The sequence below is a fragment of the Streptomyces sp. NK15101 genome, assembly GCF_020400725.1.
Taxonomy (GTDB): Bacteria; Actinomycetota; Actinomycetes; order Streptomycetales; family Streptomycetaceae; genus Streptomyces.
On sequence record NZ_JAINVG010000063.1, the window covers coordinates 1 to 14672 of the forward strand.

Sequence of the window (14672 nt, forward strand, 5' to 3'; positions counted from 1 at the left end):
GCGGACGGCGATCGCCGAGCACGCGCACGAACTGGCCGCGGTGGTCGTGCCGGCCTGCTCGACCTGTCCCGGGCGGTCCTCACTCCGCCCACGTGCGGGCGAAAAGGGGGGGCGAGCTCCCCGGTCCGAGCCCCGTGGACCGGGCAAGGCGGGTTTCACGATGCACATCCTGTCGGACGCGAACGGACTGCCCCTCCTCGTCGGCCTCTCGGCCGCCGACACCCGCGACAGCCAGGCCCTGAGGCCCATGGTGCTCGGCCACCAAACGAAACACGACCCCTATCGAGGCCGTCACTTCAAGCCCCGGCGCCTGCACGCCGACAAGGCGTACGACATCTCTGAGCTGCAGAGATGGCTCCGCGGAAGACGTACCGGAGTCCGCATCGCGCGCAGGGGCATCGAGTCGTCCGAACGGCTCGGGCGCCGCCGTTGGGTGATCGAGCGCACGATGTCCTGGCTGACCGGCCACCGCCGGCTCAACCACCGCTACGAGCGTCTTCCCCGCAACTACCCGGCCTTCCTCGGCCTGACCGCAGCCATCTGCTGCTACAAGCGACTCCTCGAACTCACCACATAGGGCACGGTCTAGGGACACTGGCGCGGGTTGCCCGGATTTACCGACGCGTGACCCGGATACGGACGGAGGGCCGCCCACCGGCATGGTGGGCGGCCCTCATCGTCATATGGTCAGAGGCGGAAGGGGTTGGCACCGACTCCGGCCAGGAGGTACCAGGCGGTGGCACCGGTATGGCGGGAGGCGTAGTAAAGGTCGCCCTGTCCCGTGTCGAGGCCGTCGCCGGAGGCTGCGACGATGGCGCGACCGTCGTTGTGGGGAGCCGAGGTCTGGGCGTTCTCCAGGGTCTTCTGGAGGACGGCGGCCTTGGCCGCGTCACCGGTCCCGTTACGGACGTGGTAGGCGGTCAGGAGGTGAGCGGTGCCTTCGAACCAGACCTTGGAGGTGTCCATGGCGCCGAAGCTGACCCCCTTGAACACCGGTTCGCCGGTGGTGGCGTCCGCCGGACCGTCAGTGGCGGCCATGCGTCCTGCGGCCCAGTCGACGACCCGCTCGTAGGCGGGGTCGAGGGTTGCCAGGTAGCTCCAGGTCTGGACGTCCTCCGGTACGGCATCCTCGTTGACAGTGACCCCGTCGAGGCCCGTACCGGTCCACAGGTGGTTGCCGTCGGCACTGAGCATGGTCTTGACGAACGCGAACGCGTGGTCGGATCGGTCCTTCCACGCCTGGTCACCGGTGAGCCGGTTCAGCATCGAGAAGAACGCGCCGACGTCGATGTTGTGCTCGGTGGCCTTCCAGGTCCGCTCGACCATGCCACTGCCGTCCTCCGCGGCGGAGGTGTCCGCGTATCCGCCGGTGTACCCGCCCGCTCCGCGGTCGTCGGCCGAGTTGCTCTGGATCCAGTCGGCGGCCCGCAGTGCGCCGTCGAGGTAGTCGCCGTTGCCGGTGGCCTCGTAGAGATGACAGAACGCCATGCCTGCCCAGGCCATGTTTCCGGTGTACACCGACCAGCCGCCGATGTAGGGCGTGCCGGCCGGGTAGTCCCGGCCGAGGGTGGTGACGAACGGATCGGGCAGGTAGGAAGCCCGGATGCGGCCGTCGTCCTCCGGATCGTGGCCCTGGGCGTACAGCAGGCTCTCACCGAGCCGGGCCGCGCGGGACAGGTCCGGATGGGCACCCTTCACCAGAGCGATGATGGTGACCGCGTTGTCGTAGGTGAACGACGACTGGTAGCCGCCGTCACCGAACCTGTCGCCGGGGCCGAAGAAGCCGCCGGTGTAGCTGCGGGGAACGCCGAGCCCGTCCGTCCCGAACTCGTCCTGGTCGTCGGCGATGTAGGAGTACGCGGCATCCGTCGACGCCTTCGGCGCGTCGGGAACATCCGGGCCCGGTTGCGGGCATTCCGGGGAGGAACCGGTGGACGGATCGCCGGAACACATCGGTTGCGATGCGCGATTCGGGTTAGCCAGCAGGGCCAACCACAAGCGCATCATGTGGAGCGTCACCGTCCCTATGACGCCTTGGTTGTTGAAGGTCCATTCCCTTCCTGCACGGAATTCTCGGGACATGTGCTCCCACCCCCGGATGACATCCGCCCACCTCCTCGTATTAAACGGCTCCCCCGTGGCATTCGCTTCACCGGTGATGGATCTGTGGACCTGCTGCTGAACCCCCCTGTTTCGGGCGGCCTCGATGATCGCCACGACCGTGATCGCCAGGGAGTTCCCCACGGCGAAGGACGAGGGCGGACTGTCGGGATTCGACTGCGCCAGCTGGGATATCGCCGTCTGTATTCGCCCACCGGTGATGGTGAGCGACAATTCGCTGTTTTCCATGCCCTGGTACGAGCTTGCGAACCCGAGCATGACCTGCCGCGGAAGGCGATTCTGATCGAAGGCCGTCGAGGAATCCAGACGGGCATCGCTGAACCAGAAGACCGTCCCGTTCTGCCCTGCATCGGGAAGATAGTATCCCTGTACGTAGAGGTCCGAGCTGCTGACGACGAGCTGGACGTGCTCGCCATCGAAAGCGAGGGTGTCGAGGGACACCAGGAGGTAGCGGCCCGATTGGCCGAGATCTCGAGGGGTGAAAGCTCTGGATCCCGTACTGGAGGTCGCTGCACCCCCTTCGGCTGCAAACCTGTTCCGGACGCTCTCGATGAGATTGTTGTACCGGCTGCCGAGCTCGCTGTAATAACCCTCCGTGGCGTAGGCGGGGCCCACCAGGGCAGTGGGGACCAGCGTAAAGGCGATGACGAGGGCGAGAAGGCCGCCGACGGCCCTCCTGAAACGGTGCAGGATCATGAAGCGCGTCACCACGGCACCACATAATCGATGGTCGCCACCGGGGTCCCGCTCGACTCCTTGGCGTCATCGGCCCAGTAGGCCACGGTGTAGGTCGCCCCAGGTCTCATGCCGTCGTCTCCGGCCGGTACGACCGCGGAGCCGTGCGACAGGCATCGCTCGTGCTCGTTCGGGCAGACCCAGTCCCAGTCGATTCGATGACCGGTGTCGAGTTGCCCCTTCTCGTAGATGCCGATCCAGTCACCGTGACTGGACGGGACCCGGCCTGCCGGGGTGAGGTAGGTGACCACCAACCCGGTGTCGGACGTACCGATGAGCGCGCCCTTCTGGTAGACGTGCGCGGTGGTCCACATCGCATCCGTCAGGATGTACTTGTTGCCCTCCACCGGCCCTTCGTCCGACGCGAAGGCGTTCACACCTGCGGCCGCCGCGACGCACGTCAACACCGTCGCCGGGAGGATGAATCTTCGTCGGAGATTTTCCCGACGCCAAGAGAAGCCCATGTCGAATTCCTTGTAGATTACCGATCCGCCATCTGGAACGACGGCTTCGACTGCTCATTCCGGGGTGCCACCGGAAGCCCGCTCACCACGGCACGACGTAGTCGACTCTCGCCATCGGCCTGCCGTTCGACTCTTTCGCCCCGTTGGCCCAGTAGGCCACGGTGTAGACCTTTCCGGAGACCATGCCGTTGTTGCCCGCAGGGATGATTGCGGCGCCGAAGGACATGCACCGCTCCGGCTCGTTCGGACAGACGTAGTCCCAGTCGATGCGGTGGGCGGTGTCCAGCTGGTCCTTCTCGTAGATCCCGATCCAGTCACCGCGCCGGTTGGGGTTCCAGCCGGAAGGAGCCAGGTAGGGCACCACCAATCCGGTGTCCTTGCCGGTGAGGAACGGGTGGAATCCCTTCTCGTTGATATGGGCGGTGGTCCACGTCGGCTCATCCAGCGCGAAACCGCTGGATGACAGGGAGAGCGGATCACCATCGGCCGAGGCCGAGGAACTCTGCACTCCCAGCACGACGGCAGCAGCAAAGGCAATCGCCGTCGCATGGAAAAGAAGCGCGGGCCGGCGCCTCGAGAACCTCATACCATCCCATCCAATCTCTATTTTTCGATGCGTGTCTGCAGGAAAGGAAATCACGCCACCAGAAGCAGCGGTACACATGATCCTGCAGACCCCTCCCCGCATGCGGGAGACCTCATACAGTGCGCTACTTTTTCAATCCCAATCCGCGACGCACACAAGATCTCACAACAAAAGATCGGAGCCGTCTGAAAATACGCCGGGGGCAAGGACCCCGAAATCCCGTTCGTACGATGTCGTGTCGTTCCCCCACGCGCCCCGCAGGAGGCGAACCACCAAAATAGTCTCGTTCATCACTAGTGATTCGCTAACGATGCGCTGTTGCAGGATCACCTTTTCGCGTTAGAGCTCGCGACACGAGCGTGGGCGGTGCATCTTGAGGCGTCTTCGGCAGACGAGGCCGTGGGAAGGGAAGGCGGGGCGGAGTCCGGTCCGCCGCTCCCGGCGGACCGGGAGACGTTCGAACCGGTGCGGCAGGGCGAAGGGCTGCTCGACGACGTACCGGAGCTTGCCCGGGCCCTCGTCGCTCGGGGCGCCCCCTCGGAAGGCGACCGGCGGGATCCGCCGCTTGCGAAGTTCGCGGCGGCCGGGTCCGAAGTCGTAGCCCTCGTCACCGAACAGGGCCCGGAGGCATCGCCGGGGCCAGCCCTGGCCGAACCCCAGCCCCAGCCCCAGCGGCGGCGGTCGTCAGGCGGTGTCGTGACACTGCGCGTCCAGGACGCCCTGCGGACATGGTCGGTCCGGAACCGGCCGCGGGCCGGAGGCCCTCTCCGGCCAGGACGGCGGCAGCGACCCGGCCAATGCACGAAAAACGATTCGCCCTGCTCATGAGGTTCTGTTCCGCCTCGCCTCCTGTTCGACGTCTCGCGGTCCAGGGGCTTCGCGCGACCGACCTCCCGACGCCTCGGCCGAGTCCCCGGGCCGCGTACTGGTGGAGGGCGTGCCGCGCACCCCGGTCACGCCGGGCGGACCGTCGGCCGCGGAGGCCGGAGTCGGCTTTGAGGGTCGGTGTTCTGCAGCACACTCACCGAGCTGCGCATGACGATCGCGGAGGGCGACGAACCGGACCCGACCCGCGCCCGACTGGGACGGCGTCGGAACGGGCCCAACGAGCTCGTGCATGGTCGGCGGTGCGACGTCGAAAGGTGCGGGTCGGTCCGGTGATCACTGTGCCTGACAGTCCGTGCGGGTGGCGGTCTGCTGGTGTGAGAGCAGGCCGGCGACGGCTTGGATCGTGTCGCTCATGAGCTCGCGTCGGCCGAGGTGGCGGGCCGGTGCCCGCCAGTTCTTCAGGTGTGCGATGCCGTGCTCGACCCGGACACGGCGTGAGGAGTGCACCTTGCGCCGGCGTTCGCAGATCTCCTCGTACCACTCTGGCGGGTTCTTCTTGAACTCGCGGTGTGGTGGTGTCACCACGCGGCCGCCGGTCTGGGCGCCCAGGCCCTGATAGCCCGCATCGGCGAGGATCTCCACGGGCGGGCCGTCAGACAGGTGCTTGACCAGGCCCGACTGCCGGGCGTGGGTGATGCCGGCACAGCTTGCCGGCCGGGCTGGACTGCAGAACAGGAGCCTGCCGCGGGCGCCGGTGAGGACCATCGCCTTGACGGCGTTCTGCTCGTTCTTGCCGGAGACGAACTTCTCCCGATCCTTGCGGCCGGCGGCAGGCCTGCGGACCCGGATCTCGGTGCCGTCGACGATCCCGGTCCGCCCGCCGGAGCCGAGGTGCTCGATGACCTCGGCGAGGGTGCGGAGCCGGACACCGGGCGCGATGGTGCGGCCCCGCCGGGCGAGCAGCGGCCACACCTCGCCGACGGCACGGGTGATCGTGGAGCGGTCGACGCCGAACCAGCAGGCCGGCATGTCGTGAGGGGCACCGTGGCGAAGGTGAACGAGGGTGGCCAGGAGCCGGTCGATGAACACCAGCCGGTGCTTTGCACCGGCGCCGACGGCCCGCTTCCGCGGCCTGGACTCCAGTCTTGCCTGGTGTCGCTCGTGTCATGACGGACCTACCTCAGCGACGAGTTCGGCGATCACATCGGCCGACAGCCCCGTGGTCCTTCGGTCGTTGATGAGCGCTGCACGAGACCCGTTCCCCACCACACGAACATGATCAGCGATCACGATCCAGCGTCGCACCGCCAACCATGCGCGAGCTCGTTGGCAAAGCGCCGAGCGATCCGCCCCACCAAGCAAGAGGCATAAAATCATGTCCACTATGTGGAAAGTTCCTTGAGACGATTCCACCCGGTGCTACCGTGCACCTCATGCAGCACACCGCCACCCTCGCCATGATGCGAATGATGCCCCCGCCCCCGGAGGCGCTTCGCTAGCGAAGCCGTGTGCGCGCAGGACGCGACGGACCCTCCGGAGACGGAGGGTCCGTTTTTTGTCGTCCCGGCCCGTCACCGAGCCCGTCGACCCCCGCGCCTCGAACCCCACCCGCCCCGTGTCCTCCCTCGACAGAAGGACGAAGTACCGCCATGCCCCTTCCTCCGGTCGTCTCCCTCACCGACTGCGCCGACCCCAACGCACTCGCCCGCCAGTCCGCCCGGATCGCCACCCTGTTCGACTCCACGCCGACCGTCCTGCCGCTCGACGGACCGGACCCGGAGGGCGCCGCCGCCCTCACCCTGCTCGACCTGCTCCGCTCCACGGACCTGATCGGTGGCCCGGGCCGACCGGTCGTGGTGCTCGTCAACATCGCGCCGAGGGACGGGCACTGGCCCAACGGCGTGCCCTTCTGCTCTTTCCGCCACGGGAACCACCTGGTCGTCAGCACGCTGAACCAGCGGGTCCTCGCTCCGCTGGCGACCTACCTGGGCCTGAAGGGGGTCCAGGTCACCGACGTCCGCGAGGTACTGGAAGCCGCCGCCGACGACTGGGCCGAGCTGACGCCGGCCGAGATCGAGCAGATGGTACGGACCCAGTTCCGGAGCCTCTGGTACGCGCCCCTGCTGGCCCGCTGGCTGGTGGACGGCCACCCCGTTCCCGCACGGCCGACAGCGGTGCGCCCGTCCGCCGCCGAAGACGTGCGGATCGCCGTCGTCGACAACTTCGGCAACTGCAAGCTGGACCGCCCGGCCGCCGAACTGCCCGGTTACAACACCGCCGAGAGCCTTCTCGTGCGCAACCGGCTCGACGGCCGCGACATCCGGGTGCGCTGTTACGACCGACTCCCCGACGTCCCGCTCGGCGAGCCCGGAATCACCGTCGGGAGTTCCGGGGTCGGATTCGCCGAACTGGTGATCCGCGGCGGTTCCGCGGCGGAGGCATTCGGACTGCGTCAAGGCGACCACGTATTCCGTCTCACCAGCTGACATGTTATCAACGCGTTACCCCGGCAACGGTCTTCCCGATTGACGCCGGTCTCCGTGAGCCGGAATGCTGAAAAGCATGTCCGGAACTCTCCTGCTGGTACGCCGCCGCCACGTGGACCACGTGCGCTGTGCGGCCGATCTGTGTTGCTGAGCGCACAGCACCGGCCCTCCCCCCGTACCTTTCCCGGACCTCTCGAAGGACCTCTGATGTCCCGTACCCGCATATCCCTGACGACCTCCGCCGTCGCCCTCGTCGCGCTGGCGGCGGCCGGTTGCGCGCCGCAGCCGCAGAACACCCCCGAGGCGGCCGGATCCAAAGACGCCGCCCGGTGCACGACCGACGACCCGAGCCTCCACAAGCGCGGCCAGCTCACCGTCGCAACCGACTCCCCTGCCTATGAACCGTGGTTCGACAGCAACACCCCGTCGAACGGAAAGGGCTTCGAAAGCGCCGTGTCCTATGCGGTGGCCGAAAAGCTGGGCTTCGAACGCGATCAGGTGAAATGGGTCGTCGAGCCTTTCGCCCATTCGTACGCCCCCGGCCCCAAGCCTTTCGACTTCGACATCAACCAGATCTCCATCACGCCGCAGCGCGCGAAAGCCGTCGATTTCTCCACCAGTTACTACACGGCCAATCAGGCCATCCTGGCACTCGACGGATCCGTGTTCGCGAAGGCCAGGTCCCTGAGCGCCTTCAAGGACGCCAGGATCGGCGTGCAGGTCGCCACGACCAGCTACCAGGCCGTGCTGGACCAGATCAAGCCCTCGAAGCAGCCGAGCGTCTTCAGTACCACCAAGGACGAGGTGACCGCGCTGCGGAACGGTCAGATCGACGCGGTCGTCACCGACCTGCCCACCGTCTTCTACCTGGCCGGGGCGGAGCTGGAGAACGGCGAGATCGTCGGCCAGTTCGGCTACGCGGGCGGCACCCCCGAGAAGTTCGGCCTGCTGCTGCCGAAGAACAGCGGGTACACCTCCTGTGTCAACCAGGCCCTCGACGAGCTCAGGGCCGACGGCACGCTCGCCAGGCTCACCACGCAGTGGCTCTCCGCCTCGGCGAACGTCCCCGAGCTGAAGCGATAACGGGCCGGCTGTGGACATCGGCAAGACGGCCGCACCGGACCGGTCGGCCACCTCTCCGGGCACGCTCGACACCGGCTACCGACCCAGCGACCACGAACGGGAGCGACAGCGGTACCGCCGCTCCCGCAAGCGCCGCCACACCTGGGTCTCCACCCTCTGCACCCTGCTCGGCCTGGTGGCGGTGGGCACGGCCGCGGTTGCCTCACCGGGCTGGGAGCGCGTCGACAGTCTGTTCTTCGACGGCGCCGAGCTCCGCTCCGCCTTCCCCGACCTCCTCCGGGGCTTCTGGCTCAACATCCAGATGTTCCTCGTCGCCGAGGTGCTGATCCTCGTCCTGGGACTGCTGATCGCCCTGGTGCGGGTGACCCGCGCTCCGGGTCTCCAGCCGCTGCGGCTCGCCGCCACGGTCTACGTGGACGTCTTCCGCGGCGTACCGACCCTGCTGCTGGTCTTCCTCGTCGGCTTCGGACTACCGGCGCTGCAACTGCAGGGCACCCCCTCCGAGCCCTGGATCCTAGGCATGATCGCCCTCACCCTCTCCTACACCGCGTACGTCGCCGAGGTGTTCCGGGCGGGACTGAACTCGGTCCACCCGGCCCAGCGGAACGCCGCCAGGGCCCTGGGCCTCAACGAGCGGCAGACCGTGCGGCACGTCGTCCTGCCCCAGGCCGTGCGCAACGTGCTGCCGCCCCTGCTCAACGACTTCATCGCCCTGCAGAAGGACACGGCACTGGTCGCCGTCCTCGGTCCGCTCGAGGCGCTGCGGGCCGCGCAGATCAAGGCGGACTACGATTTCAACTACACCCCGTATCTGGGAGCGGCCCTCTTGTTCATCGCGGTGACCATCCCGCTGACCCGCTTCGCCGACCGGCTCCAGCGGCGGGCGACCCAGCGCACCTGGGCGGGGGCGGGCCAATGAGCGAGTCGCTGCTGCGCATCCGCGGCCTCCGCAAGCAGTACGGGGAGCGGCTGGTGCTGCGCTCGATCGACCTGGACGTCGCCGAGCACCAGGTCGTCTGTCTGATCGGCGGCTCGGGTTCGGGCAAGTCGACCCTGCTTCGCTGTGTGGACCTGCTGGAGGTCGTCGACGACGGGACCGTCCACCTGAACAAGACCGAGCTGACCGATCCCCGGCTCGACCCCGACGTCGCCCGCCGCCGGATCGGCATCGTCTTCCAGGCGTACAACCTCTTCCCGCATCTGAGCGTGCTGGACAACATCACGCTCGCGCCCCGCCAGGTCCACGGCGTCCCGCGCCGGAAGGCCGAGTCCTCGGCCCGCGAGCTGCTCGACCGACTCGGGCTCGCGGACAAGGCGCACGAACACCCCGACCGGCTCTCCGGCGGACAGCAGCAGCGGGCGGCGATCGCCCGCGCCCTGGCCACCGAGCCGGAGCTGCTGCTCTTCGACGAGATCACCTCGGCCCTCGATCCCGAACTGGTCGGCGAGGTCCTGGACGTCGTCGCCGACCTGAAGCGGCGCGGCCTGACCATCCTGATGGCGACCCACGAGATGGACTTCGCCCGGCGGGTCGCGGACCGGGTCTGCTTCCTGGAGGGCGGCGTGATCGTGGAGCAGGGCACTGCGGAGCAGGTGCTCACCGCTCCGCGGGAGCAGGCCACGCGGCGCTTCCTCGCCCGCGCACTCGACCGTTCCTAGCGCCGGTTCCCGCGGATCTCGGAAGCCGGTCCCTCCTCCTGCCGCGGGAGGGACCGGCTTCCTCCGTCAGTGGTGGAAAGCCGGTTGCGGTGTCGTTTCCGATGCGGACTTCCTGCCCAGGTGGTTGAAGGCGAGGTTGAGCAGGACGGCGACGACGCAGCCGGTGCTGATGCCCGGGTCCGGGACGGTCCGGGTGCTCTCAGGGAAAGCGCGGGAGGAGTCGGGCGCGGCGATGGGGACGATGCCGGCGCCGAGCGAGATGGCGGTCCATGAGGGCGTTGTCGCCGCGTTCGAGGGCCGCGCCGACGGGGGTCTGGTCGCCGCCGGCGGCGACCGTGTCGAAGAGGGCGATGCCGAGGGATGGACCGTGGGTGGTCAGGCCGGCCGATCAACCACACCACGCGGGGCGCGGGCTGGTGACCGGCACCGCTGCTTCTACGGCCGAGCCGGTGGTCGTGGCCTCCTGCGGACGCGAGAGGATCGATCTGCCCCGGCTGGTGAGCGCCGGGGACATGCAGGGCATGGATCACTGCCAGAACTTCCCGTCCCACGCCGGCTTCTCCACCTGGGGACCAGCAGGGCCGAGGTCCGGGCCCATCACGGACCAGCCCCCCTCCGAGGAGCCGCACCAACTGCCTTTTCCACTGGTCAGCGTGGGTTCAGCCGCTGTACCACCAGCAGTCGAAGGTCCTGCTGGTCAGCTATTCGCCGAAGAAGCCCGGGTTCTTCCAGGGGCACACTAGAAGGTGCTTGAACTGGGCTTTCGCCCGTCAGGCGCCTCACCCCGGCTGACGCGGTCCCACTCCTCCATGGACCGCCCGATGAGGCGGTCGGCCTGCTCCTGGACGCCGGCGGGCGGCCCTCGCGGAGTCCGAGGACTTCCCGCACCTGGTCCGGGGCCTTGGCCGGGTCGTGCGCGAACGGGGTGTGACGGCCCGCCACTCCCCGGTGTGGGCGCATGTCCACCGCCACTCGGCCAGGCCGCTGACGGCCGCACCGCCGGGCCGGTCGGGGTCTGCCGCTCGCTCCTTCACTCGCGGTGGTGGTCCCGGGTTGGAACGGCATTCGGGAGGAGGGGTGTTGGGCTCCCGTAACTGGCGTCGACGGGTCACGTCATTTCTGCCGCACCCTTCACATCCGACTCAGCCGCTCCCATCGGGCCCTTCCTGTTACATCTTCACGGAATGCCCACCGTGTGATGATAAGTCAGTCCGTATGCCTTCTCATGGACCTCGCAGCCGCATTAGGATTGCCCTGCGTGCCGGACCGCTGGCGGTGTGTGATGCAGGGTGCTGCTGGCTGGTCACCGGTTTCGCAATTCGTCATCGGATCCGTGACTGATGGAATTGGGTGACCCATGCCTCCTCGGCTTGTCGGCCATCAAGGCTCCCTGGCTGGACAGCAGTTCCCGATTGGCACCACACCGGTTACCTTGGGTCGCAACGGCGACAACAACATAGTGATAGTCGGGGGGAACGTCTCACGCTTTCACGCCGAAGTGCGGCGCGAGGGCCACGGATTCGTGCTGTACGACAGAGGCAGCAGCAACGGAACGCAAGTGAACGGGACGCGTGTGACGTCGCACGAACTGCAGCCCGGAGATCTCGTCCAGATAGGAACCGAGACGTTCCGTTTCGAAGCGGCCGATGCGATGGAGACCATCCTCGACCTCTCCGTGCTGCGCCCGCTCGGCCCCTCCTCCCAGGCCACCCTGGCGGCAGGGCCGGTTCTGCGCGTCACGATATCGGGCGGGGGTCCCGTCGGCCTGAGTTTCGCCCTGCTCCTGGAACACCTCATGGGGCGCCGTGTCGCCATCACCGTGTACGACGGCCGCTGGACCCAGGACGGGACGAAGGTCGTCTGGAAGGGCGAAAGCCAGGGCAACGTACGGCGACAGCAGGTCGTCACGGTGCAGAGCCGCCAGTATCTGAACCTCCCCGAGGAGGTGCAGGAACGGCTGTTCCGTGGCGACGCGTTCTCCGAGATGTGGCCGGTCGGACCCGACTCGATCCGCAACCACAACCCCAGGAACCTCAGAATCGCCTACATCGAGGACACGCTCCTCGAACTGGCCAACGAAAAACCGGACCGCATCCAGCTGGTCCCCGCCGCGTTCGATCCGGCCGAGCACCAGAAGTCCGGGACCAAGGATCACGTACTCGCCATTTGCGAGGGCGGCCGCTCTCGAACTCGGGAGTATTTCGCCGACAAGTTCGGCAACGCCGACAAGTCCATCTACTCTCTGCACGGCCAGCACATTCAGGATGTCGTCCTCGGCCTGCGCGTCAAGTCGACCCTGACGGACCCCATGACGGTCCTGCTGACCGTGGCCCAGAACCGTTTTCTCCTCAACGCCCTTCGTGGCGAGGGGTTCCTGAACATGCGGCTCACCGACGCCGAGGCCGCAGAAGTGGTCGGCATCGATCCGGTCCGGCACGTGTTCGAGGAGTGCATCGCCTCACGCCCGTGCGTCATGGGGCGCGACGACCACGGCGATTTCCAGTGCTCGACGCACAGCACGCTCTTCCTGCCCGCCATGGTCAGGGGGTCGGCCCTGTGGAAGCGGGTGCTGGAGGGGCTGGCGCTGTTCGGCGTCGCCGAGAAGGACTTGAGCGCCGTCACCGCCTTCCGGCTCGACATGGTGCAGCGCCCCAGGTTCACCACCCGTCTGCACTCGGCGACGTCGACCTCCCCGGGAACGTACGGATTCCTCCTCGGCGACGCCGCCAACGCCATCCACTTCTGGCCGGGCCGTGGGCTCAACAGCGGCCTCGGCTCCGCCATCTCGCTGGCCCGGTCCCTCAACGGGGCCTGGACGGGCAGGCCGTTCCGCGACGCCGACTTCGCGCGACACGAGGCAGCGATGTCCATGCTCCAGTACCGGCACAAGAGCCGCGCCTGGAACACCATGATCACCACCGACGAGAACGGCGTCAGTCGCCCGATCAAGGAAAGGATCGCCCAGAGCATCGAGGAGTGCGAGGGGAAGGACCTCGACAGGAACGCGGACATCGACGCCCTCATGGAACGACTGCGGTCGATCCGTGACCGGCTGACGTCACGCCTCCCCGGCATGCCCGACGACCCGACCCTCCGGAACCACCTGGAGTCGCTCGACTCCTCGACCCTGCGCACGCTGTGGGAGAGCGGAGCGTGGGACACCCTGATCGTGGGGGGCGAAGAGGTGGACATCGACATCTTCTACCAACAGGACCCATCGCCCACGGCCGCCGCGACAAAGGCCCCTGCCGTGTCGTGATCACGGAAGGTGCCGGGTCCCCCGCGGACTCGACACCGCTCAGGTCGTCAGAGGACGACGGAGCAGAAGGGGGTCCTCCGGGGGCCGCTCCGGTCTTCCGGGCAGTCTTCGAGACGTGCCGGCGCCGGCGGGGGCCTCGGGCTGGGGCCGGGCGTCGCGGCCGACGTGAAGCCCGGGGTGACCTGCCGGGCCCTCGGCGCGGCCGTACCAAGCCCACGGACAGGCGCGGGGCTGCCCGAGTGGTCGCCGTCGCCGTCGGACTTCTCCTGCTCGGTCGAGCGGTCGGCACGGCCGCCGCCGTACGTCCGCGGCATGGTCTCACCCGCCCCCGTCAGCGGCCCCCGTCCCGGCACCCGGGCCTTGAACCCGTGCTCGTCCTCGGGACACTCTTCGTGCCGACCGTCTCCACGGCAGCGGACGGTCCCGCCGCGCCGGGCAGAAGGAGACCGAACAGATGGGAGAGGTCCGCATGACCACCCGCACTCCGCAGGAACTCGCCGTCCCCGCACGAGGAGGCGACCTCGCCGTGACCCGCTGGCCGGGCGAAGGACCTGCGGTCATCGCCCTGCACGGCATCACGGGCAACGCCCTGTCCTTCGGCGCCGTCGCCGAGCAGCTCGGGGACATCGATCTGTACGCCCCGGACCTGCGCGGCCGGGCCCACAGCGCCGGCCTGCCGGCTCCCTACGGCATCCCCGCCCACGTCGAGGACGTCCTCGTCGTCCTCGATCACCTGGGCCTGCGTCAGGTGCTGCTCGTCGGCCACTCCCTGGGGGCCTTCATCACCGCGGTGGCCGCCGCGCGGCACCCGGACCGCTTCCCGCGCGTGGTCCTCGTCGACGGCGGCCTCGGATTCCCGATTCCGGACGGCGCGGACATCGACGAGGTGATCGAGTCGGTCATCGGCCCGGCGATGCGCCGGCTCAGGACGACCTTCCCGGACGGCGACGCGTACCGCGCGCTCTTCCGTGAGCACCCGGCCTTCGCGGCCTACTGGGGCCCGCACGTCCAGGCATATGCGGACCGCGACATGACCGGCGAGCCCCCCGAGATACGCAGCAGCTGCCTCCTGGACGCGGTCCGTGCCGACGGCGCGGGCCCCATCGGCGACCCCGAGACGCTGGCCGCCATCCACCGGCCGGAGGTGCGCGGCACCATGCTGTGGGCGGAGCGAGGAGTGATGAACGAGCCTCAGGGGCTCTACGACGAGGGGCGTCTGGCCGCGGGCGATCTCTCCCCGGACCGGATCACCACCCGCCGGGTCGACGACACCAACCACTACACGATCCTGTTCGCGGAGAACGCGACGGCAGCCGTCGCGGAGGCGGTGCGCGCGGAACTGAAGCAGATGTAGCACCTGGCCCGACGTGACCCACCGGGCCGGGCGTGCGTCCGATTCCGCGGAACGGCGCAATCCGGCCCGGTGCGCGACCGGCGTCGCCACGACAGTC

The 14672-nt window shown here is 68.3% G+C and carries 10 protein-coding genes and 1 pseudogene; 7 read left to right on the forward strand and 4 right to left on the reverse strand.

The features are described 5' to 3' along the window. Positions 1 to 69: 69 nt before the first annotated feature. Positions 70 to 577: pseudogene (locus K7G60_RS27570) on the forward strand (transposase); the annotation flags it as partial. A gap of 110 nt (positions 578 to 687) precedes the next feature. Here the strand turns inward: K7G60_RS27570 and K7G60_RS27575 are convergent. From K7G60_RS27575 to K7G60_RS27590, 4 genes are all read right to left on the reverse strand, one after another. Further along, complete coding sequence (locus K7G60_RS27575) at positions 688 to 2832, reverse strand: ribosome-inactivating family protein (RefSeq protein ID WP_225803657.1); 2145 nt, start codon at positions 2830 to 2832, stop codon at positions 688 to 690. Continuing rightward, positions 2826 to 3233 carry a hypothetical protein gene (locus K7G60_RS27580; RefSeq protein ID WP_225803658.1) on the reverse strand — a complete coding sequence of 136 codons (408 nt, stop codon included), beginning with the start codon at positions 3231 to 3233 and terminating at the stop codon, positions 2826 to 2828. The genes K7G60_RS27575 and K7G60_RS27580 overlap by 7 nt, the downstream gene beginning before the upstream one ends. A 169-nt stretch (positions 3234 to 3402) precedes the next feature. Beyond that, positions 3403 to 3906 carry a hypothetical protein gene (locus K7G60_RS27585; protein ID WP_225803659.1) on the reverse strand — a complete coding sequence of 168 codons (504 nt, stop codon included), beginning with the start codon at positions 3904 to 3906 and terminating at the stop codon, positions 3403 to 3405. Between the two features lie 1161 nt (positions 3907 to 5067). Beyond that, positions 5068 to 5823 (reverse strand): transposase, encoded by a 756-nt coding sequence (locus K7G60_RS27590; RefSeq protein ID WP_225803660.1) that lies wholly within the window; start codon positions 5821 to 5823, stop codon positions 5068 to 5070. Between the two features lie 560 nt (positions 5824 to 6383). On the opposite strand from K7G60_RS27590, the gene K7G60_RS27595 reads away from it, so the two are divergent. The 6 genes from K7G60_RS27595 (at position 6384) to K7G60_RS27625 (ending at position 14575) form a co-directional block, all read left to right on the forward strand. Continuing rightward, entirely contained in the window at positions 6384 to 7220 is an 837-nt protein-coding gene (locus tag K7G60_RS27595; RefSeq protein WP_225803661.1) for an SAM hydroxide adenosyltransferase, read from the forward strand. Positions 7221 to 7427: 207 nt separating this feature from the next. After that, positions 7428 to 8303: an ABC transporter substrate-binding protein gene (locus tag K7G60_RS27600; protein ID WP_225803662.1), complete on the forward strand. Its 876-nt coding sequence runs from the start codon at positions 7428 to 7430 to the stop codon at positions 8301 to 8303. Between the two features lie 10 nt (positions 8304 to 8313). Next, positions 8314 to 9222, forward strand: a complete 909-nt coding sequence (locus K7G60_RS27605) for an amino acid ABC transporter permease (RefSeq protein ID WP_225803663.1) — start codon at positions 8314 to 8316, stop codon at positions 9220 to 9222. After that, complete coding sequence (locus tag K7G60_RS27610) at positions 9219 to 9962, forward strand: amino acid ABC transporter ATP-binding protein (RefSeq protein ID WP_225803664.1); 744 nt, start codon at positions 9219 to 9221, stop codon at positions 9960 to 9962. Before K7G60_RS27605 ends, K7G60_RS27610 begins: the two co-directional genes overlap by 4 nt. A gap of 1357 nt (positions 9963 to 11319) precedes the next feature. Beyond that, positions 11320 to 13221, forward strand: a complete 1902-nt coding sequence (locus K7G60_RS27620) for an FHA domain-containing protein (RefSeq protein WP_225803665.1) — start codon at positions 11320 to 11322, stop codon at positions 13219 to 13221. 469 nt (positions 13222 to 13690) lie between these two features. Next, a complete protein-coding gene (locus K7G60_RS27625; protein WP_225803666.1) occupies positions 13691 to 14575 on the forward strand; it encodes an alpha/beta hydrolase in 885 nt (294 codons plus the stop codon). Positions 14576 to 14672: the final 97 nt, after the last annotated feature.